The 21,429-nt window shown below is 59.2% G+C and carries 20 protein-coding genes; 13 read left to right on the forward strand and 7 right to left on the reverse strand.

Annotated features, from left to right (window positions below):
* Positions 1-61: 61 nt before the first annotated feature.
* From FHS78_RS04480 to FHS78_RS04500, 5 genes are all read left to right on the forward strand, one after another.
* Positions 62-1,195, forward strand: coding sequence for an NAD(P)H-dependent flavin oxidoreductase (locus tag FHS78_RS04480; RefSeq protein WP_167090830.1), 1,134 nt, complete (start codon positions 62-64; stop codon positions 1,193-1,195).
* A 51-nt stretch (positions 1,196-1,246) separates the two neighbouring features.
* The gene (locus FHS78_RS04485) at positions 1,247-1,693 is read left to right on the forward strand and encodes a PaaI family thioesterase (RefSeq protein WP_167090833.1); all 447 of its coding nucleotides are present in this window, start codon (positions 1,247-1,249) and stop codon (positions 1,691-1,693) included.
* A 124-nt stretch (positions 1,694-1,817) separates the two neighbouring features.
* Positions 1,818-3,452, forward strand: a complete 1,635-nt coding sequence (locus tag FHS78_RS04490) for a flavin-containing monooxygenase (RefSeq protein WP_167090838.1) — start codon at positions 1,818-1,820, stop codon at positions 3,450-3,452.
* Between the two features lie 167 nt (positions 3,453-3,619).
* Positions 3,620-4,873 (forward strand): cytochrome P450, encoded by a 1,254-nt coding sequence (locus FHS78_RS04495; RefSeq protein ID WP_167090841.1) that lies wholly within the window; start codon positions 3,620-3,622, stop codon positions 4,871-4,873.
* A gap of 80 nt (positions 4,874-4,953) precedes the next feature.
* The gene (locus FHS78_RS04500; RefSeq protein ID WP_167090844.1) at positions 4,954-5,280 is read left to right on the forward strand and encodes a 2Fe-2S iron-sulfur cluster-binding protein; all 327 of its coding nucleotides are present in this window, start codon (positions 4,954-4,956) and stop codon (positions 5,278-5,280) included.
* Positions 5,281-5,440: 160 nt separating this feature from the next.
* On the opposite strand, the gene FHS78_RS19755 is transcribed toward FHS78_RS04500, so the two are convergent.
* From FHS78_RS19755 to FHS78_RS04515, 3 genes are read right to left on the reverse strand one after another with little or no spacing between them, the layout of a single operon-like run.
* Positions 5,441-5,737: a hypothetical protein gene (locus FHS78_RS19755; RefSeq protein ID WP_167090847.1), complete on the reverse strand. Its 297-nt coding sequence runs from the start codon at positions 5,735-5,737 to the stop codon at positions 5,441-5,443.
* 37 nt (positions 5,738-5,774) lie between these two features.
* A complete protein-coding gene (locus tag FHS78_RS04510) occupies positions 5,775-6,863 on the reverse strand; it encodes an LLM class flavin-dependent oxidoreductase (RefSeq protein ID WP_045448710.1) in 1,089 nt (362 codons plus the stop codon).
* 39 nt (positions 6,864-6,902) lie between these two features.
* The gene (locus FHS78_RS04515; RefSeq protein ID WP_167090850.1) at positions 6,903-7,715 is read right to left on the reverse strand and encodes an enoyl-CoA hydratase-related protein; all 813 of its coding nucleotides are present in this window, start codon (positions 7,713-7,715) and stop codon (positions 6,903-6,905) included.
* A gap of 157 nt (positions 7,716-7,872) precedes the next feature.
* On the opposite strand from FHS78_RS04515, the gene FHS78_RS04520 reads away from it, so the two are divergent.
* The 3 genes from FHS78_RS04520 to FHS78_RS04530 are packed head-to-tail and all read left to right on the forward strand — an operon-like array spanning position 7,873 to position 11,625.
* Positions 7,873-8,976 (forward strand): amidohydrolase family protein, encoded by a 1,104-nt coding sequence (locus tag FHS78_RS04520; protein WP_167090853.1) that lies wholly within the window; start codon positions 7,873-7,875, stop codon positions 8,974-8,976.
* A 58-nt stretch (positions 8,977-9,034) separates the two neighbouring features.
* Positions 9,035-10,717: an N-acyl-D-amino-acid deacylase family protein gene (locus FHS78_RS04525; protein WP_167090856.1), complete on the forward strand. Its 1,683-nt coding sequence runs from the start codon at positions 9,035-9,037 to the stop codon at positions 10,715-10,717.
* Positions 10,718-10,731: 14 nt separating this feature from the next.
* Entirely contained in the window at positions 10,732-11,625 is an 894-nt protein-coding gene (locus FHS78_RS04530) for an alpha/beta hydrolase (RefSeq protein ID WP_167090859.1), read from the forward strand.
* On the opposite strand, the gene FHS78_RS04535 is transcribed toward FHS78_RS04530, so the two are convergent.
* From FHS78_RS04535 to FHS78_RS04550, 4 genes are read right to left on the reverse strand one after another with little or no spacing between them, the layout of a single operon-like run.
* The gene (locus FHS78_RS04535) at positions 11,626-12,465 is read right to left on the reverse strand and encodes an IclR family transcriptional regulator (RefSeq protein ID WP_167090862.1); all 840 of its coding nucleotides are present in this window, start codon (positions 12,463-12,465) and stop codon (positions 11,626-11,628) included.
* 54 nt (positions 12,466-12,519) lie between these two features.
* A complete protein-coding gene (locus FHS78_RS04540) occupies positions 12,520-14,565 on the reverse strand; it encodes an oxidoreductase (RefSeq protein WP_167091718.1) in 2,046 nt (681 codons plus the stop codon).
* A 19-nt stretch (positions 14,566-14,584) separates the two neighbouring features.
* Complete coding sequence (locus FHS78_RS04545; protein WP_167090865.1) at positions 14,585-15,433, reverse strand: MaoC/PaaZ C-terminal domain-containing protein; 849 nt, start codon at positions 15,431-15,433, stop codon at positions 14,585-14,587.
* 39 nt (positions 15,434-15,472) lie between these two features.
* Positions 15,473-16,042, reverse strand: coding sequence for a carboxymuconolactone decarboxylase family protein (locus FHS78_RS04550; protein WP_167090867.1), 570 nt, complete (start codon positions 16,040-16,042; stop codon positions 15,473-15,475).
* Positions 16,043-16,191: 149 nt separating this feature from the next.
* Here FHS78_RS04550 and FHS78_RS04555 point away from each other — a divergent pair, with 149 nt between their 5' ends.
* Genes FHS78_RS04555 through FHS78_RS04575 form a run of 5 tightly spaced genes read left to right on the forward strand, consistent with a single transcriptional unit; the run spans position 16,192 to position 21,297 of the window.
* Positions 16,192-17,286: a zinc-dependent alcohol dehydrogenase gene (locus FHS78_RS04555; protein ID WP_167090871.1), complete on the forward strand. Its 1,095-nt coding sequence runs from the start codon at positions 16,192-16,194 to the stop codon at positions 17,284-17,286.
* Positions 17,287-17,316: 30 nt separating this feature from the next.
* Entirely contained in the window at positions 17,317-18,543 is a 1,227-nt protein-coding gene (locus FHS78_RS04560; protein WP_244444463.1) for a thiolase C-terminal domain-containing protein, read from the forward strand.
* 2 nt (positions 18,544-18,545) lie between these two features.
* Entirely contained in the window at positions 18,546-18,968 is a 423-nt protein-coding gene (locus FHS78_RS04565; protein ID WP_045448726.1) for a Zn-ribbon domain-containing OB-fold protein, read from the forward strand.
* A 38-nt stretch (positions 18,969-19,006) separates the two neighbouring features.
* Positions 19,007-20,200 carry an acyl-CoA dehydrogenase family protein gene (locus FHS78_RS04570; protein ID WP_167090874.1) on the forward strand — a complete coding sequence of 398 codons (1,194 nt, stop codon included), beginning with the start codon at positions 19,007-19,009 and terminating at the stop codon, positions 20,198-20,200.
* 11 nt (positions 20,201-20,211) lie between these two features.
* Positions 20,212-21,297: an acyl-CoA dehydrogenase family protein gene (locus FHS78_RS04575; protein ID WP_167090878.1), complete on the forward strand. Its 1,086-nt coding sequence runs from the start codon at positions 20,212-20,214 to the stop codon at positions 21,295-21,297.
* Positions 21,298-21,429: the final 132 nt, after the last annotated feature.

Consider the following 21,429-nt stretch of genomic DNA (forward strand, 5'->3'; position numbering starts at 1 on the left):
GCGTCGCTAATTTATGATCATAAATAACGCGACCGATGAAGTCGCCCATGGGAGGTTAGCTATGACTCTGCATAGCCGAGTATGTGATATTCTGGGAATTAAATACCCGATCTTGCTGGCCGGTATGGGCGGCGCTAGCGTTCCACGGCTTGCGGCGGCGGTATCGAATGCGGGTGGCCTCGGTGTGCTTGGCGCGGCTGCTTGTTCTCCCGATCAGCTGCGCGAATGGATTCGGGAAACGCGATCGTTGACGGACAAACCATTTGGGGTAGACACGCTGCTGCCAGCCTCAGTGCGCAGGGAAGCCTACAAAGGCAAGGCGGGTCCGTCTCCGATGGATTTGCTGCCTGAGTACCAAAAATTCGCGCAAGATTTTCTGAAGAAGGAAAACATTCCGCCGCTGAAATCCAGGGCGCGGGAATCCGAGGAAGCTCACCGGTCGTCAAAATCGAACGCGCCGCTGTTTTCCAAGGAATTCTTCGAAGCGCAAATGGAAGTCGTTGTTGAGGAGCGGGTTCCTGTCTATGCGGCGGGTCTCGGCAATCCGGGGCCATGGCTTGATCGGCTTCACGCCAACGGCACCAAGGTGATGGCGGTCGTCGGCGCGGTAAAGCATGCCCTGCAGGTGGCCAATTCCGGCATCGACCTGATCGTTGCGCAAGGCCATGACGGGGGTGGGCACAATTCACCCGTTGGAACGATGGCGCTCATTCCGCAGGTTGTCGATGCGATCGCGGGCCGCATTCCCGTGCTTGGTGCGGGCGGCATTTCCGATGGGCGCGGCATCGCGGCTGCAATGATGCTCGGCGCCGAAGGTGCCTGGATCGGTACGGCGTTTCTCGCCACCGACGAGGCGGGCATCGAGGACTTCCAGAAGGAAGCGATTGTCGAGTCGGGCGACGGTGACACACTTGTTTCTCGAACCGTCACCGGAAAGCCGGCCCGGATCATTCGCAACAAGTGGTCCGAGGCTTTTGTCGAGGCGGGTCTGGAGCCGTTGCCCATGCCCTTCCAGCCCATGGTTGCGATGCCGGTGCTGGCGGCGGCGGCGGCGGTAAAGCGGAAAGACATCGCTCCCGGTTTCGCAGGGCAGGGCATGGGTCTCATTCACAAGGTAAAGCCGGCTGCGGAAGTCATGGCCGATCTCGTGAAAAGCGCCGAAAGCTCGTTGAGCAGCGCAAACGCCTATCTGTAAGCCTCGGCTGCGCGCCCTGGGATCATTCATTGAAGGTTCGGAGAAAACGAAATGACAATTGTTGCAAAACTGCCGGAGTTCAACCAGGAGATCGCGGAGGGTTTCATAAACGCCAGCAATTCAATGAAAGGGTTGCCCGAATTTCTGGGGGTCCGCATCACGCATATCGAGCCGGGCAAGCTCACTGCCGAGATGGAAGTTTCCGACCGGCTGTTGACGCCGATCGGAAACATGCATGGTGGGGTGCTGGCTGCGATGTGCGACCATGTTCTCGGCTGCGTTTGCTATCCGCATATGCGGAAAGGACAGTGGGCGGCCACGACGGAATTCAAGCTCAATCTGCTGGCGCCGGTATCGTCGGGCAAGGTGGTAGCAGTGGCCGAATTGATCGCGATGACAAAATCGACTGCGGTGGTTCGTATAGATGTGACGAACGAGGGCCGCGCCTGTTGTGCGGCTCAGGGCACCGTTCTCATTCGCGATCCAAAGCCCGCTTAGGCAACGCAGCTCCCCTCCCGGCGCTGCGAGGAAGATGCTCGGCGACCGAATATGATTTCGATGAGGTAAATTCCGGAACGACACTCACCGCTTCGTGGTGGGGATATGAAGGAAAGCGGTTTTCATGAGTTCGGTACAATCCAGCCAGACGCAAAAAAATGACGATGCCGAAGTGTTCGATGCCCTCATTGTCGGAGCGGGATTCAATGGCATCTATCAGCTTCACCGCTTGCGGCAAGAAGGTTTCAAAGTGCGCCTGTTTGAGGCCGGTGCCGACATGGGGGGCATCTGGTACTGGAACTGCTATCCTGGCGCGCGGGTCGATTCTCATGTCCCGATTTATGAATTTTCGATCGAGGAGTTATGGCGCGACTGGAACTGGACAGAGAGGTTTCCGGCCTGGGATGAGTTGCGCCGCTATTTCCATTACGTCGACCAAAAACTCGATCTCAGCCGTGACATAAGATTTGGCACGCGCGTCAGCGCGGCGGAATTCGACGAAGCGCGCGATCAATGGGTCATCCGCACGACCGATGGCGCCGTCGTGCACGCCCGGTTCTTTATCCTTTGCACAGGTTTTGCTTCGAAACCCTATATTCCGAACTACAAGGGTCTTGAAAGTTTCGCTGGAGAATCCATTCACACGGGATTGTGGCCCCAGGAAGGCGCCAGTTTCACGGGCAAGCGGGTTGGCGTCGTGGGAACCGGCGCGAGCGGCGTTCAGGTGGTACAGGAAGCCAGCAAGGACGCGGCACATCTGACGGTGTTCCAGCGCACGCCGATCCTCGCTCTGCCGATGCAGCAGCGCAAGCTCGACGTCGAGACGCAGGAGCGGATGAAGGCCGATTATCCGGAGATATTCCGTATACGGCGGGAGACGTTTGGCGGATTCGACATCCTTAGGGACGAAAGATCCGCGCTGGACGTGCCGCCGGAAGAGCGCTGCGCGCTTTATGAAAGGCTTTGGCAGAAAGGCGGCTTCCACCCCTGGATCGGTGGTTTCTCCGACATCCTGACGAATGAGGAAGCAAATCGTACCGTGTACGATTTCTGGCGCGACAAGACCCGCGCCCGGATCAAGGATCCGGCATTGGCCGATAAACTCGCGCCGATGGAGCCGCCACATCCCTTCGGCGTCAAGCGGCCTTCGCTGGAGCAGTGGTATTACGAAGTGTTCAATCAGGACAACGTCAGCCTGGTCGATGTGCGTGAGACGCCCATCGTGGAAATAGTTCCCGAAGGCGTGCGCACGGCGGATGGTCTGGTTGAACTCGATATGCTTGTTCTGGCGACGGGGTTCGACGCCGTGACCGGCGGGTTGACCCAGATCGATATACGCGGGACGGGCGGTGTGACGCTCAAGGAAAGATGGACCGAAGGCGCGCGTACTTATCTCGGTTTCGCGACGTCGGGATTCCCGAACATGCTTTTTCTTTACGGTCCGCAGAGTCCTTCCGGATTCTGCAACGGCCCGACATGCGCCGAATTGCAGGGTGAGTGGGTCGTCGGTTGCCTCAAACATATGCGCGAGAATAACAAGCGGCGGATCGAGGCGACCGCTCAGGCGGAGGAAGAATGGACGCAGTTCCTGAACGCCATCGCCGACATGACGCTCTTTCCCCGGGCCGATTCCTGGTACATGGGTGCCAACGTTCCCGGGAAACCGCGGCAGCTTCTGAATTTCCCCGGCGTGCCCATGTATATGGACCGGTGCAATACCGCTGCGGCCAAGGATTATGAGGGATTCGTCTTGGATTAATGGAGCTGCGGTAGCCTCGCTGCCGGTTTTTTTGGGGGGGGGGGCGCGCCTGAGGGACAAAAGCGTTTGACGCTGAATCGTCCATGATTTATTATAATGAATTATACAAAAGATTGCATACGCTATGATGGGGATGCTGCATAGCTGTCGAGTGGGAGGACGGAGAGATGACGACCGACACATTGGCTAGAGATCCGGCTTCGACGGTCCCGCTTTCTCAGATGGATGTCAGCGACCCGAAGCTCTTTCAAAGCGACACGATCGGGAGCTACTTCGCTCGGCTGCGGCGGGAAGACCCCGTCCATTATTGTCCCGAGAGCGCCTACGGGCCCTACTGGTCGGTAACGAAATTCAACGACATCATGCAGGTCGAGGTGAACCACCAGACGTTCTCCTCGGAAGCTAAACTTGGTGGCATCGCCCTGCAGGACATGCAGGGCGGCGAAGCGTCGCTTGAACTAGAGATGTTCATTGCGATGGATCCGCCCAAGCACGACGCTCAGCGCAAGGCAGTCAGTCCGGTGGTCGCCCCGTCCAATCTTGCTCTGCTGGAGCCCATCATCCGCGAGCGTGCAGGGTTTATTCTCGATTCGCTACCCATCGGCGAGGAGATCGACTGGGTTGATCGGGTTTCCATCGAGCTTACGACGATGACGCTGGCGACACTGTTCGACTTCCCCTGGGAGGAGCGGCGCAAGCTCACGCGCTGGTCGGATGTTACGACAGCAACGCCGGAGACGGGCGTGGTTTCTTCGTTTGAGCAGCGCCGCGAGGAGCTCCTCGAATGTGCGCAATACTTCAAGGACCTTTGGGACAAGCGGGCCAACGAGCCGCCGAAGCCCGATCTGATCTCGATGATGGTGCATTCGCCGGCGACGCGGGACATGCCGTATCTCGAATTTCTGGGCAACCTGCTTCTTCTGATCGTCGGCGGTAACGACACCACGCGCAATTCCATCAGCGGCGGGGTGCTCGCCCTTAATCAGAACCCGGCCGAATACCGCAAGCTCATGGCCGATCCGGGCCTCATCCCGAAAATGATCCCGGAGATCATCCGCTGGCAGACGCCGCTGACGCATATGCGTCGGACGGCGCTCATGGACGCCGAAATCGGTGGCAGAAAGATCAGAAAGGGCGACAAGGTCGTCATGTGGTACCTCTCGGGAAACCGGGACGACGAGGTGATCGACCGTCCGAACGAGTTCATCATCGACCGCCCGAATTCCCGTCACCATCTTTCCTTCGGTTTCGGCGTCCATCGCTGTATGGGGAACCGCGTGGCGGAGTTGCAGTTGCGCATCATCTGGGAAGAAATCCTGAAGCGTTTTAGCAAGGTGGAGGTCGTCGGCGCGCCGGAGAGAACGCTGTCCAACTTCATTCGCGGGTTCACCTATTTGCCGGTGAAACTGCACCCGCATTAGTTCGCGACGGAGCGGCGCCCCCCGTTCCATCGCGAAAACGCTCCAGGCGCCGTTTCATCCTGCATGATTGATGAGAAAAAATGCCTACAATCATTTTCATCGAGCCGGACGGCGCCGAATATCCCATCGCGGTCAAGAGCGGCACAACCGCGAGGGATGCCGCGGTCAACAACGGTGTGCCGGGCATCGATGGCGATTGCGGGGGCGAGTGCGCCTGCGCGACCTGCCATGTGCATGTCGATGCCGCGTGGATGGCCCGGACCGGCATGGCCGAGCCCGGCGGCATGGAAGCCAACTTGCTACAATTTGCCGAAGGTTCGACGGAAAACAGCCGCCTTGCTTGTCAGATCACGATGACCGACGATCTCGACGGTCTCATGTTGAGAATACCTGACGGTCAGCACTAGTCGCAGTCGGCGCGCGGGTTTCGAGGTTCCTCCCCCCGATCCTCCCCTTGAAAGACGGGCGTCGACTGCCCCTTGGGTCGAGATGGATCCCCCCGACCCAAACCTCGTCTTCGTGCTGATCCTGAAAGTCGGCGGCGTTGGAATACCGAATCAACCGAAATCATTTGCCTTCGACGGTGCCGCTCTTCCCGGGTGTCAGCATAACAGCGCTGTCGTCATCTTTTCCGGCCCGCGAAGTTCGTTTATTTCGTGAGGGTTCGATCTTGCGGGCCATGCGTTCGATCTTGAGCGAGGAGAGGCGCTCGCCATCGCTGCACTGTCCCGGCAATTTCCGGACCGGCTCATCGGGCAGGCATCCCTGTGATCGGAGAGATGCATCGGAGCATCCGGCTTTCCACGCCGCCAGATCGCCGTTACCAAGGGATCGACGATAAAGCCGGGTCGTCGCCGAATTCATGGACCAGACCGGAACGAGGCTTCCAGAAGCGGACGCGTCAAGCCACCTTGCGTTTGCTGCTCTTTCTCAGGGCCGGTATGACGTGTCTGGCAAACGAACGCATGCTTTCGGCTGCTTCCTCGTAGCTCATGCCACCGAAAAGGAAGCAGGGATTGATGTCGAATTCGCCCAGAAGCGATTTGCGATATTCGAACTTCTCGACGATTTCCTTGGGCGTCCCCCAGGCCGTGACATCGAGGTAGGTCTTGGCCATTCCATCCTTGCCGAGCGCGCGAATGGCGTCGACGGCCTGGGCATAGGACTCGTAGCCCTTGGCGTTCTTAAAATGCTCGCCGGCCAGTTCATAGTGATCGAGTACCGAAAGCAGATAGTTGGTCACATATTTCTGTCCCAACTCCTTCGCGCGAGCAGGATCGGTGTCGCAATAGGTGAAGTCGCATATCATGATCGGCGGCGCGTCTTCGCCATGCTGCGCCTTGTACGCAGCCTTGTATTCCTTGACGGCCTCGGCCTGAGCTTCCCACGGCTTTTGAGCGAAGATCACCATCCGCGCGCCAGCCTTCGCGCACTGAAGAACGGATTCCGGCGACATGGCGACCTGATAGATGCGCCCCTTGAAGGAGCCGCGCGGATTGGGACGGATTTCTATCCGCTTCTGCGGATAGAAGGGGCCGCTTCCTTCGATGAAGCCGGTCTCGAGAGCGTCTATAATCATCGGGCTTGCTTCATCGAAGCGTTGGCGGGCTTCGTCCATGTTCACGCCCATGCCGTCATATTCCTTGCGCGCCAGACCGCGCCCCATCCCGAAGAGCGTTCGGCCTTGGCAAAGGTGATCCAGCAGGACGACCTTTTCCGCGATCCGAACGGGCACATTCCAGGGAAGGATGACAGCGCCGGTGCCCAACTTGATGCGTTTGGTGCGCGCCGCCATGTAACTCAGGAACTGGGTGTTGTCGGGACAAAACGAATAGTCCTCGAAATGATGCTCGACGGGCCACAATGCGTCAAAGCCGAGTTCTTCCGCCAAAAGCCCGAGACGGATCTCCTCGTCATAGACCTGGCCGTCGGTTACGCCAGAGTTGGCTCTGTCGAAATTCTGAAAAACCATCTGAATGCCGAACTGCATCGGAACGTCTCCCCGTGGTAATGATTTCGGTTTCTTGCTTCAACGGCCCTTATAGTTTGGCTTGCGCTTCTCCATGAATGCCTTGGGCCCCTCGCGGGCATCCTCGGTCTTGAACACGGGGGCTGCGAAGCGCGACTCCATACCCATCGCCTCGCTCTCGGGGCGTCCCAGACATTCGCGGGCGGATTTGCGAATCGCCTGAACGGCGATCGGCCCATTCGCGGCGATCTTCTCCGCGAGTTCGAATGCTGCGTCGAGCACCTGCTTCTGGGGGACGACACGATTCAGGAATCCCAGATCGTAGGCCTCCTGCGCGCTGATCAGGTCGCCGGTGAGCAGCAGTTCCATCGCCCTTGCATAGGGTATCTGGCGCGGAAGACGCACCGTTGAGCCGCCGCCCGGAAAAATCGCCCATTTGACCTCCTGCACGCCGAGCTTTGCCGTATCCGCGGCGATACGCATGTCGGTTCCTTGTGCCAGCTCCATCCCGCCTGCGACGGCAAAGCCGTTGATCGCGGCGATGACCGGCTTTGTCACATCGAATGTGCGCAACAAGCCGTTGGCCAGGATATTCGGATCATCCAGAATTTTCTGGTCCCATTCGTTTTGCGGCTTGCGTGCGCCATTTATGAGCGGGATGAGCTGCCCGAGATCCGCGCCCGAACAAAACGCCTTGTCTCCGGCGCCGGTGACGATGGCGACGCGGATATTCGCGTCGTCGCGCACCTCCTCCCAATGGCCGGCAAGCCTGACCAACATTTCCGGACTGAACGAGTTACGCGCTTCCGGGCGGTTGAGCGTGATCAGCGCAATATGGCCCTTTTTTTCGAGCAGGGCCGGTTCCATCGTCATATTCGCGTCTCCCCTGAATAACAGATATGTGTTTTTGATTGCATGAATATAATTTATCTGGACTCGGGTTGTGCCGCCAGCGAAGATTTATGATCAGAAATTGTCAAATTAAAAGAGTCGCGACCTTGAAACCAAATGCGATGCTGGGAGAGCGCCAATGATCAAGAAGCCCATATCCGCGGATTCGCACATCACCGAACCTCCGCATTGCTATGTTGATTACATTGATCCCAAATTCCGCGATCGCGCGCCGCGCATCCAGCGGATCGACAAGATTGGCGACGCTTTCATCGTCGATGGTATGGGGTCTCCGGTTCCGATGGGGCTGGTGGCCGCCGCCGGCAAGGATCCGGCGGAGATCACGACGGAGGGTGTCGCTTTCGAAGACCTGTGGAAGAGCGGCTGGGACGCCAAGTTCCGCGTTGCGGACCAGGAGAAGGATGGCATTGCGGCCGAGTTCATCTATCCGACGGTCGGAATGGTGATCTGCAACCATCCCGACTTCGACTACAAGAAGGCCTGCTTCGACGCTTATAATCGCTGGTTGCAGGAATACTGCGGGGAGGCACCCGACCGTCTTTACGGTCTTGCGCAGGTTTCCATGCGATCACCGGAAGATGGCGTTGCGGAAATCAGGCATGCGAAGGAGATGGGCTTCAAGGGTGTGATGATGCCCGGAAACCCCGCCGTCGAGGATTATGATTCAACTGTATACGACAAGGTCTGGGCGACCGCTGTCGAGTGCGACATGCCACTCTCGTTCCACATCCTGACCGGCAAATCGGACAGTCTTTCGGGGCAGGTCCGGGGTCCGCGTATCAACGGCTTCCTGTCGATCATTCGTGGCTGCCAGGACGTGATGGGCACCTTCATATTCGGCGGTGTCTTCGATCGCTTCCCCGACCTAAAGGTTGTCTGCGTCGAGGCCGATGCGGGCTGGGTTCCGCACTACATGTATCGCATGGACCATGCCTACAAGCGTCATCGCTACTGGATGAAGGCGCCGCCGCTCAAGCGGATGCCGAGCGACTATTTCAACGACAACATCTATGTGACGTTCCAGGACGACTGGGTTGCCTTCAGGATGAAGGATATGTGCAATGTTCGCCGCCTGATGTGGGCGAACGATTTCCCGCATTCGGATTCGACCTGGCCCTGGTCGCAGGCAATGCTGGAAGAGCACACGAAAAATCTGAGCGAGCAGGAACGCAACTGGATATGCCACGACAACGTCGCTGAACTCTACAAGCTCGCCGTTTGACGATCCGTATACTGATGTCAAGGCGCGGGTTTTTTCGATTCACGGGGAGGACGTTTTCATGGACTACGATCTGAAGATCGTGGGTGGATTCATTGTCGACGGCACCGGCTCTCCGGGCTATGCCGGAGACATCGGTATTCGCGATGGCAAAGTTGTGGCTATGGGGCAGGCCCCCGCCGGGGCGAGGACGACTATCGACGCCCGGGGGCAGGTCGTTGCCCCCGGCGTCGTCGATATACATACGCATTACGATGCCCAGCTTCTGTGGGACAGGAATCTGTCGATCTCGCCGTGGCACGGTGTGACGACGGTCGTGGTAGGCAATTGCGGGTTCGGCATTGCGCCGACGCGCAAGGAGCATCGCGGTCTTATTTTGCGGACGCTCGAAAATGTCGAGGGCATGAGCGTCAAGGCGCTGGAGGCCGGTCTCGGCGACGAATGGGGGTTCGAGACGTTTCCCGAATATCTCGACGTCGTGGAAAAGAAGGGTACGTTGATTAACGTAGCCGTTCTTCTGGGGCATACGCCGCTTCGTCTCTATGCCCTCGGGCCTGAATCCACTGAACGGGCGGCGCGGCCGGAGGAGGTCAGGCATATGAAAAGTCTGATGCGCGAGGGCCTCGAAGCGGGCGCACTCGGTTATGCGACATCGAAATCGCCGACGCATGTGGGCTACGAGGGCAGGCCGGTTCCAAGCCGACTGGCGGCGTTCAGCGAGATACGGGAGATTGCGTCGGCGCTGGGCGAGGCGGGCGAAGGCGTGATACAGGCGACTGTCGGCAAGGAACTGTCATTTGATGAATTCGCGGAATTGAACCGCGTTTCCGGTCGCCATGTCAGTTGGACGGCGTTGCTGGGCGGTGGCGGGGTGCTGAATGTCGGCTCCGCAGCCGAGCAGTTGGCGCGCTCAAACGAACTTCAGTCGGCTGGTTACGCGGTGTTTCCGCAGGTCACCTGCAGGCCGCTCAATTTTGAATTTCGATTCGATCAGCCGTTTCTGTTCCAGAGCATGCCGGTCTTCGCGCCGGTGAACAAATCGGACCACGCGGAAAAACTGAAGCTTTACGCCGACAACTCTTTCCGGGCGGGATTCCGGGATGCGATGCGTGGTCCGATCCTCAATGCATGGGACAAGGCGGTCATCGCTTATTGTCCGGATCGGCCGGAATTCGCGGAACGGCTGGTGCGTGACGTCGCAGCGGAACTCGGATGCAACTCGATCGATCTTGCGTTGGATCTCTCGATTCAAAGCGATCTGCAGACACGGTTCCGCCTGCCTGTCGCAAACGCCGACGAAGACGAAGTGGCAACGTTGCTGCGTGATTCCTGCACGGTGCTTGGCCTCTCGGACGCAGGCGCGCATGCGAGCCAACTCTGCGATGCATGTTTTTCCACGCATCTTCTCGGAAGATGGGTCCGTGAAAAGCGCGTTTTGACGCTGGAGGAGGCGGTCCGGATGCTGACATCGCGGCCCGCCGAGGTGTTCGGCATCAAGGATCGCGGTCGCCTCGCTGTGGGAATGCCCGCCGATGTCCTGATCTTCGACGCCGAAACGGTTGGCGCAAGTTCCCTTCGCAGGGTCTATGACCTGCCTGCTGGCGAAGACCGGCTGATTTCCGATGCCTCGGGCATTTCGGCCGTCGTCGTCAACGGGACATTGATCCGGCGCAATGGCGTCGATGTGTTGGGCGCCGAAGGTCGTTTGCCGGGCCGTCTGCTGCGCCATGGCGCAGCAGCCTGAGGAGGGCGTGAAGAATGAGTCTTGAGGAACTTGCTGTCGTTCGTCAGCTGCTTGCGGGCCTTGTGACAGGGGAGGCTCGTTCTCTTGAGGATTTTCGTACCTCGTATGACGAGGCTGGCAAGGCGTTCGGTCTTCCCGAAGGCGTGACGGTCACGCCGGTTTCCGCCGGCGGGGTTCCCGGCGAATGGCTGGCGCCGGCTGCCGGTGCCGGCAAGCGGGTTTTGCTCTATCTGCATGGAGGAGGCTATGCGCTTGGTTCTCTCGACTCGCATCGCCATCTTGCGGCGCACACAGCTCTTGCCCTGAATGGCCGGGTTCTGCTGATCGACTACAGGCGGTCTCCAGAGCATCCATTTCCGGCGGCGGTCGATGATGCGCTTGCTGCTTATCGCTGGTTGACCGAGACGGGCGTCGACCCGGCGAAGCTCGCTGTGGCGGGGGATTCAGCCGGCGGCGGCCTGACGGTCGCCGTGCTTCTGGCGGCGCGCGATGCCGGTCTCAGACTTCCGGCTGCGGCCGTTTGTATTTCGCCGTGGGCCAATCTTGAAAATAAAGGTGCCTCTTATGGCGCGAAAGCGAATGTGGACCCGATGGTGCGCCATGCCGATCTTGAGCTGTGGACGGCGGCCTATCTGGGAACTTCAACCCCGCGCAGGGCGCCTCTGGCATCGCCCGTATACGCCGATCTCAATGGATTGCCGCCATTCCTGATTCAGGTAGGCAGTTCGGAGGTTTTGCTCTCGGATAGCCACTTATTGTCCGATAGATTGAAAGAGGCTGGCGTATCCGTCGATCTCCATGTCTGGCCGGAGATGATTCATGTCTGGCACTGGTTTGCGCCGGTCTTGAGCGAAGGCCGCGCGGCGATCGACGAGATGGCCAGCTTCCTGGATACAAAGCTCGGATGATTATGGCGCTGTATCGTCGTCGATTTCAAGTTGGTCCTCGTCGTCTACAGTCTCCTTAAAGCCTTGCCCGTTTTGTGAGATGTGCTCGGCGATAGCGTTTTTCAGTAACGCCGTGAACGGTTGTTTACGATTGCGAAAATACTCGTTGGGAGCGGCTATCCCGATCGCGACCGAGCGTCCGGACGGGCCAATCGGAATGGGCATCGACAGCATGGTCGCTCCCGGCGTCACGAGATCGCTGTAAAGCGCAAGGCCGCGTTTTCTGATTCTTTGCAGTTCGTCTTCGATCTCCTGCATCGATTCCCGCCGCTCCGGCATGGCGGCAAGGGCATCATGAATCAGACGTCTCGCTTCGGGCAACGGAAGTTCGCTCAGCAGAACGCGGCCAATCGTCGAAAAAGCGAGCATTCGCTTGGTGCTTGGCTTGACATGGAAGCGGATGGGCGACGTACCTTGAATCACCTTCACATATTGAGCATAAGCACCTAGACGCGCGGCGAGGATGATCGTGCATCCCGTATCGGCCGAAAGCCGTCTCATAAGGCGCTGGACATTCCGGATCGGTAACGCCTCGGCTTCCACCCAGTTTCCCAGCAGAGATATCCGGATGCTTGGAAAAAAAGTCTTGCCCCGGTCGTCGTGCTCCAGATAACCGAGGCTCACGAGGCTTTTCAGAAGGGCGGCGGTGCTGGAATGAGGATAACTCAGCGCCTGCGCTACGTCTTGAATCGTCACTGGGCGTCTTACTTCGTCGAAATACTCGAAAATCTCCAGAACACGGGTCGCGGATTTTACCGTTGCAGCCGAGGGCTGTTCGGATTTGAGGACATTAGCGTTCATGCGACAACTCTGATTTATATGGTCTCTTCCGCGCCTCGTTTTTCGTTTGCTTCCTCAAAGAGAGAGCGCGAGGCGCGTGCCATCTTCGATCGCTCTGACCGCATCGAGTTGCTGAGGCTTGTCGACACCGCCGATTGCGTGAACGGGTTTGCCCAGGGACCGCGCCAATGACAACGCATCGTCCACCGATTCCTGTCCGGCGCAGACGACAATCGTGTCGACTTTCAACGTCTGCGGTCTGCCGCCGGTCTCGATGTGGAGCCCGGCATCATCGATTTTTCGATAGGTTACATCGCCTGTCATCGTAACGCCGCGGAACATCACCTCCAGAAAATTCGCCCATCCCCTGGTCTTGCTCAAGCTGGCACCGAAGCTGGCACGCGGCTTGCGCTGGAGAAGATGAATCTTGCGCGATGCCGGCCATTGATGATTGGCGGGCAGCAAAGCGCCTGGCTGCGTATAGCTCAAGTCGATTCCCCACTCGGAGGAAAATCCCTCGACATCGGGATGCGACGGATCGTGTGGGCCGTGCGGATGAGACAGGAGCGTCGCCACGTCGAAGCCTATGCCGCCGGCACCGACAATGGCAACTTCGGTACCGACGCGTGCGGTGTCCGTGATTGCCTCTACATAGGTCATAACCGATGGGTGATCCGCACCTGGAACGTCGAGATGGCGCGGGCGAACTCCGGTTGCGACGACGATTTCGTCAAATCCCCCGCTCTCCAGGTCGGCGAGTGAAGCCGGTCGGCCGCAACGGACCTCGACGCCCAGTTCGTCGAGCCGGTTCCTGAAATAGCGGATAGTCTCGGCATAATCCTCCTTGCCGGGAATCCGCCGTGCCAGATTGAATTGACCGCCGATATCGATGTCGGCTTCGAATAGCGCAACCTTGTGGCCACGTTCGGCCGCCGTTACCGCGCAGGCAAGACCCGCCGGGCCGCCGCCAAGGACCGCAATGCATTTTCCTCGGGTCGCTGGTACAATCTTGAATTCGACTTCCCGGCATGCCGCAGGGTTGACCATGCAGGTTGTCAGCCGTCCGGTGAAGGCGTTGTCGAGGCAGGCCTGATTGCAACCGATGCAAGTATTGATTTTCGACGATGCGCCCGATGCCGCTTTCGCAACAAAATCGGGATCGGCCAATAGTGGACGCGCGAGCGAAACCATGTCGGCTTGTCCGTCTGCAATCAGTTGCTCCGCTTGCTCCGGCGTATTGATCCGGTTGGACGCGACCACGGGTATCGCGACTTCCGCCTTGAGCCGCTTGATCGCCCAGGTGAAAGCTCCGCGCGGCACCATATGAGCGATCGTCGGCACACGCGATTCATGCCAGCCTATGCCGGTATTGAGGATGTTTGCTCCGCTTGCCTCGACATCTTTTGCGAGGGCGGCGACGTCCGGCCAGGAATTGCCCCCCTCGACAAGATCGAGAACGGATATCCGGTAAGCGATAATGAAGTCCGGTCCGCAACGCTTGCGGACACGCCCGACGACCTCAACCGGCAAGCGACGCCGGTTCTCCGCCGAACCGCCCCAGCCATCTGTACGCTGATTTGTACGCGCCGCGGTGAACTGATTGAGAAAATAGCCCTCCGAACCCATGACTTCAACGCCGTCATATCCGGCTTCGCGTGCGAGCGCCGCGGCGGTGCCAAAATCCTCGATGGTCTGGAGGATTTCATCTTCGCCCAGGGCGCGGGGCGTGAGCGGATTGATGCGGGACCTGACTGCGGAGGGAGCCACCAGTTCTTCATGTCGACCGTAGCGCCCCGCATGCAGGAGCTGGAGAACGATCTTTCCGCCCTCATCGTGGACGGCGCGTGTGATCACACGATGACTCTCAACGAGGTCCTCGGTCATGACCGACGCGCGCTCCGCAAGCCTTCCCGCCCTGTTCGGCGAGATGCCGCCGGTAACAAGAATTCCGACGCCACCCTTAGCGCGTCTTGCGAAGAATTTGGCCTGTCGCTCGAAACCGTCCTGCATCTCCTCGAGGCCGGTGTGCATCGATCCCATCAACACGCGGTTTCTGAGCGCAGTAAACCCGAGATCGAGCGGGGCAAGCAGATGAACAAATGTATCTGGCGTTTTTTTCACTTCGACCAATTTCCGTCCATCAGGGCTTGAATTCCGCTTTGGCCTGAGACAGTACGACATTGCCGTCTTGCGTCTCGGCCTGCACGATCGCGACTCCGTCGCCCGTTTTCCAAATCTTCGTTATAATGGTGTCGCCGAAATAGACCTGAGCGGCAAAGCGTCCGCTGAGAGATTTGAAGCGGGCGGGATCGTTGCCGCAAAGCTCGCGCAGGACCGCGCGGCCGACAAAGCCATATGTGCAAAGCCCGTGAACGAAGGGCTTTTCAAAGCCACCCAGTTTGGCGAAGTCCGGATCGATGTGGATCGGATTGCGGTCGCCCGAGAGGCGGTAGATTGCCCCTTGCTCGGGGCGCGTCGTATCCTCGACCACTGCGTCAGGCGTCCGGTCCGGCGGCGTCGAGTCGACGCCCGCAGGGCCGCGCTCTCCGCCGAATCCACCGGCGCCGCGTACAAATAGCGTTGCGTGAGTTTTGAAGAGGGGTCCCTTCTCGTCGGAACCTGTACTCTCAACCCCGATAACGGCCGCCTTGCCTTTGTCCCAAACCTCGGAAACGCGCGCCGTTATCTTGACCTTGGCCGATGAGGGCAGGGGACGCAGCAACTCGACGGATTGCTCGCCATGCAGCAGCATTTCCAGCTTCATCTCGACGCCGCTCATCAGCCCGGCGAGCCCTCGCCCGCCGGGGATGACGGCGTAGGTCGGCAGAACTTTCGGTCCTCTGCCTTCATAAATGAAATCAAGCCCATCGGCGGGTCGAGCGCCGACGCCGAGTGCATAGAGCATCGTGTCCTTGTCGGACCATTCCACATCGACGGCCGGAAACGTCATGCCGACCAGATCCTTCGAAATCGCCTTTTTCCCGCTCATTATCGTAATCCTGTTCCGCAATTGTCATTTCTTGCGCGCTCAAGGTTTCTTGCCGTCCGGTGGCCAGGCGACGACGCCATCCTCAAGCGGAATCTTCAGGCTTTTGAGCAGTTGCGAGAAAAGCGTCCAGTTTCCGATGGCAACAACCAGTTCGATCCGTTCTTCTACCGTTTTCAGGTGTGCCGCACAGGCCGTCCAGGTGGCGTCCGAAATCATGCCGCCGTCGAGCGTCTCGTCGGTCGCGGCGAGAATGGCACGGTCGGCGTCGGACAGGCAGGAAGCGTTTTTCCAGTCCCGCGTGGCGACCAGATCCGCCTCCGGAATGTCCAGCATGCGGGCGACCCGCCAATGCTGTGTCCATTCATAGAACGATTTCGTCTTCCAGCCGATACGCATGATGATGAGTTCGCGCAGTCTTGCATCGAGCTTGTTACCCTGGAAAAGCAGGGTGTTCAGCGTCGAGGCAAGCTCGCGCGCTACATCGGGATGGCGGAGCAAGACCCTGAAGACGCTGAGTGGCGCCATTTGATCGGATATGCCGGCTTTCGCGGCTGCGGCCGCCGCTTCCGCTATCGACAGCAGGGGAACCCTGGGCGTTTCATCGGTCATTATTATTTTGTCCTCCCCCGAAATTTTGCGAAGCGGAAGTTTAGGGCTTCGCATTCTACGTTTGAATCTTTATAACACATACAAGGATAAAAAAATATATATGTGTTATCGACGCGTCGTCGGTGCCGACACCAAGCAGGGAGTTGAAAATGTTGCCGAAAAAATCGATGGCGATGGTGCAGACGGCTCCGCGCAAACTCGAAGCCCGAGATTTGCCGATCCCCCAGATCGCCGACGACAGCGCCATCCTTCGCATCGAAGCCTGCGGCATTTGCGGCAGCGACTACGAACAATACGAAGGGGCCTTGCAGACTCCGATGCCGGTGATTCCGGGCCACGAACCTCTCGGGATTATCGAGGCAATTGGCGACAAGGCCGCCAGGCGCTGGGGCGTCGATGTTGGTGATCGGGTCGCCATCGAGACGATGTTGTCGTGCCATTGCTGCGACACCTGTGTCGGCGGGCATTATCACCTCTGCGACCGCCGCCAGATCTACTCATATATTCCGCTCGCGGAGTCGCCGGGCCTCTGGGGCGCCTATTCGCAATATATGTACCTCGCGCCCAACACGATCCTTCACAAGATGGACAAGAACCTTCCGGCGGAACTGGCGGTCATGTTCAATCCGCTGGGTGCGGGCTTCCGCTGGGCGGTCGAGATTCCGCAGACGCAGGTTGGCGATACCGTTTTGATTTTTGGACCCGGACAGCGCGGGCTTGCGAGCGTCGTTGCCGCACGTGAAGCCGGCGCGGGAAAGATCATAGTCACGGGCCTTGCGGCCGATTCAAACAAGCTCCAGATGGCGCTTGCTCTGGGCGCCGATCACATCATCGACGTGCAGAACGAAAATGTTGTCGATCGCGTGCGGGCGTTGACAAACGGAAAGGGCGCGGACGTCATCGTTGAGGTTACATCCTACGCGACTCAGCCGGTCCGTGAAGCCCTGGATTGTGTCCGTATGGGCGGAACGGTCGTCCTTGCCGGCGTCAAGGGATTTAAGCCCGTCTCCGATTTTGTGTCCGACCTTATCGTCATGAAGGAAATCACCATCAAGGGCGCGATCGGCGTTACGTCGTCGGGATACAAGAAGGCGATCGAGATGATCGAGCGCCGCAAATATCCTCTTGAGCTCATGCACACTCATAATTTCGAGCTTGAGGAAGCTGAACTGGCGATCAAGACGCTGGCGCGCCAGATCGAGGGGCGGGAATCCGTCCATTCCTGTCTCATTCCGGCGACTTGATCTGTCTACAGAATATTTTCTACGGAAGGTGTGCGGCGGATCAACGAAAAGGCTGCGTGCCTGGGCAATGATGATGAGGGCAGTTTCGTGAAGAATTTCAGCGACAAGGCTGCGATCGTCGGGATCGGCGAGACCGGCTATGTAAAAGGGTCGGACCAGACGGCCGTGGCCATGATGCTAGACGCCGCCAGGCGGGCCATCGCGGATGCGGGGCTGAAGCCTGGGGACATCGACGGCATGGTGCCGCCGCCCGTCTATACAACCTCGGAGGAACTGGCCGCCAACCTTGGCGTCGATGTGCTGCGATATGCATCGACGGTCAACATGGGAGGCGCGAGCCCGACTACGGCGTTGCAGAATGCCGCCATGGCCGTGGCCTCCGGTATCTGCGACAACGTGCTGGTCACGCTCGGCTGGAATGGCTACTCGGCGCTGCGTCCAAAAGCGGGGGTGCCGCCAAGCCGGCCAATGAACATGAACACGCTGACCTCGACCATCCGGGGTTACTATCTCCCCTATGGCGTTCTGTTGCCGGTGCAGATGTATGCCTGGCTCGCGACGCGGCACTCGAAACTTTACAATGTTGGCCCCGAGGCGACGGGTTGGATTGCGATGGCGTGCCGCAAGCATGCCCAACTCAACGACCGCGCCCTGACCTGCGGTCAACCGATGACGATGGACGATTACATGCGGTCGCGCATGGTATCCTCGCCGTTCCGTTTATTCGATTGCTGCCTCGAGACGGATGGGGCCTGCGCCGTCGTGGTGACGAGCGCCGAGCGGGCGAAGGACTTGCCTCACAGGCCAGTCTATATCTCCGGCGCGGCCGAGGGCCATCCTTATCCTGCCGACGATATTCCGTCACGGCCGGATCCTTTCAAGATCGGTTTGAGCTACGCCGCGCCACGCGCTTTCGCCATGGCCGGCGTGACACCGAAGGACATGGACTTTCTGCAGGTCTACGACTGTTTTACCTATGTCGTGCTGCTCCAGCTCGAAGCCTTGGGTTATTTCGAGCCGGGTGGCGCACTCGATTTCGTCAAGGATGGACAGATCGAGCTCGGCGGAAAGTTCCCGCTCAATACGCATGGCGGGCTTTTGAGCGAGGCGCATGTGTGGGGCCTCAATCATGTGCTTGAGGCGACCCGCCAATTGCGCGGCGATGCGGGCAAGCGGCAAATTCCGGATGCCGAAATCGGACTCGTGACCGGATGGGGCGATCTCGGCGATGGCAGCCTCGCGATTTTGAGGAGGTAAAAATGGAAATTGAGCAACCGAAATATCCTCAGCCCGCGACCGTCGATCCGGTCGACGCGGAGTTCTGGAAGCTTTGCCAGGACAGCGTCCTGCGGTTTCAGCAGTGCAGCCATTGTGATACCTGGCGGTTCCTTCCGCGCTACATGTGCGCAAAATGCGGTTCGCCGGATTACGAGTGGATGCCGAGCAGCGGGCGCGGGCGCATTTTTTCCTGGACGGTGACCTACCAGCCCTTTCATCCGGCTTTCGCACGCGACGTGCCCTACATAGCGGCGGTCGTGGAATTGGAAGAAGGCGTCCGCATGGCGACGCGCTTGCTCGACTGCGACCCGGAGGCAGTTGAACTGGACATGCCTGTGGTCCTTGTCTTCAGGGATATCGGCGACGGATTCATGCTTCCGTGTTTCAAACCTGCGCCGAAATAAAAGCAAAGCCAATCGCATCTACGCATCGGAGATCGAAAATGGATCTGGCATACAGCCCCAAATACGAGGCCTTCCGGGAAGAGGTCAGGGCGTTCCTGACGAAATACAAGAGTCAGGCGCCTAAGGGTCTCGGTGCTGCCGGGCGCCCGTCTCCCGAAGCCTGTTCCTGGCAGCAACTGCTGATCCAGCACGGCTATGCCGCGCGGACGATTCCGAAAGACTACGGAGGCTATGGTGCAAAGCCGGATATTCTCGAATCGCGCATCATCGCGGAGGAATTTTCCGCTGCTCGTGTTCCTTCGGCGTTGCAGAACCAGGGTATCTCCATGCTGGTGCCGACGCTTCTCGAGCTTGGCACCGAGGAGCAGAAGAAAAAATGGGTGAAGCCGACGCTTCGCGGCGAGGTGGTCTGGTGCCAGGGATATTCCGAGCCTGGTTCCGGTTCGGACCTCGCCAGCCTTCAGACAAGGGCGACTGTCGATGGCGACGATTTCGTCATCAACGGCCAGAAGATCTGGACCAGCACCGCGCATGAGGCAGACATGATCTTCTGCCTGGTGCGCACCGAGCCCGACAAGCCGAAGCATGAAGGCATTTCCTATCTGATTTTCTCGATGAAGACGCCCGGCATCGAAGTCCGTCCGCTCACCACCATGACGGGCCATGCCGAATTCAACGAAGTCTTCTTCACCGATGTGCGCGTGCCGAAGACGCAGATCGTCGGCCAGCGCGGGCAGGGGTGGTTCGTCGCCAACGCAACGCTGAAACACGAACGCGGAATGCTGGGCGATCCGGCCGCTATGGAAACCAGGTTCCAGGCCCTTGTCGATCTGATGCACGAGGAGACTGTCGACGGGCAGCGGGCCATCGACAATCCAATTTTCCGGGACCGCCTTGTAAGGCTTCAGGCAGAACTTGCTGCCATGAAGTTCAATGGGCTCCGGCTGCTGACCAGCGCCAGCAAGGGTGAGGATCCCGGCTTGGCGCGTCTGATCGTGAAGCTTCAGTCCTGCGAACTTACCCATCAAATATCGGCGCTCGCGATCGACGTCATGGGAGAGCTTGGCGTTCTCTACGACGACAGCCCCTATCTGCGCAGCCACGGCTCGTGGCAGTGGGGATACATGTTTCAGCTCGGGCTCATCATCGGCGGCGGCACGGCGCAGATTCAGAAAAACATTATTTCGGAACGTGGGCTTGGAATGCCGCGCGAACCGAAGCTGGCAAAATAGGAATTTATCCGATGGAATTTGCATTGTCGGAAGAGCAGCGCCTGTTGCAGGACAGCGTCCGCCGTTTTCTTGAACAGAATTCGCCGCTTGACAAGGTGCGCCTTGCCGCCGGGAACACGCATACTGTTCAGCGGTCCCTGTGGGCGGGCGCCAGCGAACTGGGTATCCCTGGAATGCTGATTCCGGAAGATTTTGGCGGCATGGGTCTTGGGTTTCTCGACGCGGCGATCGTTTACGAGATGTTCGGTCGGTATGTGGCGCCGCTGCCTTTCCTTGGGACCGCCGTCATGGCGCCGCTCGCGCTGATGCTTGCAGGCAGCGAGGCCCAGCAGGAAAAGTGGCTGCCGAAGATCGCCGCAGGCGAGATTATCGCAGGCGTGGCCGTCACGGAAAGCATCGGCGTCCGCGAAGGTGCCGGCGTGAAGGCCGGGAAGGGAACGCTCACGGGCAAGGCCCTCTTCGTAGTCGACTGGGCTGAGGCCGATCTCTACATCGTGGCCGACAGCGACCATGGATTTCATCTCGTTTTGCCCGACGCGAAGGGTTTGTCGCGGCGGGCGCTCGACACCATCGACAAGACCCGATCGGTTGGCGAACTTGTTTTCGACCAGGTCTCGGCTGAGCCCTTGCCTCGATCCAGCGCCGACGCGGTTGCGCGGGTGATAGATGCAGGTAGGGTCATGCTTGCTGCCGACACCCTCGGCGCGGGTCAGATGATGATCGAGAAGGCAGTTGCTTATGCGGGAGAGCGCAAGCAGTTCGGTCGTGTGATCGGGTCGTTTCAGGCCGTGAAACACCTCTGCGCCGAGATGGCGGCCGCTCTCGAACCATCGCGTTCGCTGGTGTGGTATGCGGCCCATGCGCTGGACGAGGTGCCGGGCGACGCGCGCCTCATGGCATGTCATGCCAAGAGCCATTTGTCGGAAGTGGGCCGCTTCGTCGCGCGCACCGCGACCGAGGTTCATGGCGGCATGGGCTTCACCGATCTGCTTGGCCTGCATTACTGGTTCAAGCGTATTGGTTTCGATCGGCAGCTGTTGGGCGGGCCGGAGCTGGTTCGTCTCGAAGCGGCGCACTTGCAGGGCTGGGCTGCCTAGACCCCGACCCGGGTATCGGGAAGCATGGATACGGTTGTCGATGTGTGTTGCCGCGACTCACGGCGCGGTAATATTCGCATCGGCCCGGCAATGGGGAGAGAGGCGGATTTATCGCGGCCAACCTTTCGACGG

The organism is Parvibaculum indicum (assembly GCF_011762095.1).
Lineage (GTDB): Bacteria > Pseudomonadota > Alphaproteobacteria > Parvibaculales > Parvibaculaceae > Parvibaculum > Parvibaculum indicum.

Bases quoted from the DNA above. Each gene is read 5' to 3' on its own strand.
- FHS78_RS04515 (WP_167090850.1), bottom strand. From the start codon at position 7,715: ATGACGATGGAACCGGCCCTGCTCGAAAAAAAGGGCCATATTGCGCTG.
- FHS78_RS04575 (WP_167090878.1), top strand. From the start codon at position 20,212: ATGGAATTTGCATTGTCGGAAGAGCAGCGCCTGTTGCAGGACAGCGTC.
- FHS78_RS04490 (WP_167090838.1), top strand. From the start codon at position 1,818: ATGAGTTCGGTACAATCCAGCCAGACGCAAAAAAATGACGATGCCGAA.
- FHS78_RS04530 (WP_167090859.1), top strand. From the start codon at position 10,732: ATGAGTCTTGAGGAACTTGCTGTCGTTCGTCAGCTGCTTGCGGGCCTT.
- FHS78_RS04535 (WP_167090862.1), bottom strand. From the start codon at position 12,465: ATGAACGCTAATGTCCTCAAATCCGAACAGCCCTCGGCTGCAACGGTA.
- FHS78_RS04545 (WP_167090865.1), bottom strand. From the start codon at position 15,433: ATGAGCGGGAAAAAGGCGATTTCGAAGGATCTGGTCGGCATGACGTTT.
- FHS78_RS04510 (WP_045448710.1), bottom strand. From the start codon at position 6,863: ATGCAGTTCGGCATTCAGATGGTTTTTCAGAATTTCGACAGAGCCAAC.
- FHS78_RS04500 (WP_167090844.1), top strand. From the start codon at position 4,954: ATGCCTACAATCATTTTCATCGAGCCGGACGGCGCCGAATATCCCATC.
- FHS78_RS04525 (WP_167090856.1), top strand. From the start codon at position 9,035: ATGGACTACGATCTGAAGATCGTGGGTGGATTCATTGTCGACGGCACC.
- FHS78_RS19755 (WP_167090847.1), bottom strand. From the start codon at position 5,737: ATGAATTCGGCGACGACCCGGCTTTATCGTCGATCCCTTGGTAACGGC.
- FHS78_RS04495 (WP_167090841.1), top strand. From the start codon at position 3,620: ATGACGACCGACACATTGGCTAGAGATCCGGCTTCGACGGTCCCGCTT.
- FHS78_RS04550 (WP_167090867.1), bottom strand. From the start codon at position 16,042: ATGACCGATGAAACGCCCAGGGTTCCCCTGCTGTCGATAGCGGAAGCG.
- FHS78_RS04555 (WP_167090871.1), top strand. From the start codon at position 16,192: ATGTTGCCGAAAAAATCGATGGCGATGGTGCAGACGGCTCCGCGCAAA.
- FHS78_RS04565 (WP_045448726.1), top strand. From the start codon at position 18,546: ATGGAAATTGAGCAACCGAAATATCCTCAGCCCGCGACCGTCGATCCG.
- FHS78_RS04480 (WP_167090830.1), top strand. From the start codon at position 62: ATGACTCTGCATAGCCGAGTATGTGATATTCTGGGAATTAAATACCCG.
- FHS78_RS04520 (WP_167090853.1), top strand. From the start codon at position 7,873: ATGATCAAGAAGCCCATATCCGCGGATTCGCACATCACCGAACCTCCG.
- FHS78_RS04485 (WP_167090833.1), top strand. From the start codon at position 1,247: ATGACAATTGTTGCAAAACTGCCGGAGTTCAACCAGGAGATCGCGGAG.
- FHS78_RS04570 (WP_167090874.1), top strand. From the start codon at position 19,007: ATGGATCTGGCATACAGCCCCAAATACGAGGCCTTCCGGGAAGAGGTC.